This is a genomic window from Mycobacterium sp. UM_Kg1 (assembly GCF_000972925.1).
Classification (GTDB): domain Bacteria; phylum Actinomycetota; class Actinomycetes; order Mycobacteriales; family Mycobacteriaceae; genus Mycobacterium; species Mycobacterium hiberniae.
This window is the reverse complement of record NZ_JRMK01000350.1, coordinates 1-463: the sequence shown is the minus strand read 5'-3', so window position 1 is coordinate 463 and position 463 is coordinate 1. Positions and strand designations below refer to the sequence as shown.

The window sequence follows — 463 nt, the reverse complement described above, 5'->3', positions numbered from 1 at the left end:
TGTTGTGACCTGACACGTTGTTGTCAGGCGGCGAGTCGGGTGATGGGTGGTCTTCCGCCGAGGGCGGAGTGGCCTCGTTGAGTGTTGTAGCGGTGCAGGAATCGGTCAAGTGCTCGTTTACGGACGCTGTTGGAGGTCCAGGGGCGGGCGTAGGCCCATTCGTTGAGCAGGGTCCGGTTGAAACGCTCTGCTTTGCCGTTGGTCCACGGGCAGCCGGGTTTGATGAACCTGCGTCGCAGGCCCCACGCTGTGCACACCCAGCCCCAGTTGGTGCCGCGCCGGTAGACCAAAGCGTTGTCAGTCAGCAGCCGCCGAACCCGCACACCGTGGCCGGCGAACCACTCCATCGCTCGGTGCAGAAAGCCTGCGCACGTGGGGTCTTTCTCGTCGGGCAGCACTTCGCTGTAGGCCAGCCGGGTGCGGTCGTCGATCGCGGTGTGCACGTAGTCGTAGCCGATCTTGG

1 protein-coding gene is annotated in these 463 nt (G+C 64.4%); it reads right to left on the bottom strand.

From position 1 onward, the window contains the following. Positions 1 to 23: 23 nt before the first annotated feature. Positions 24 to 463 (bottom strand): integrase core domain-containing protein (locus LI92_RS21495; RefSeq protein ID WP_046322649.1); only part of this gene is annotated, 440 nt, incomplete at its 5' end.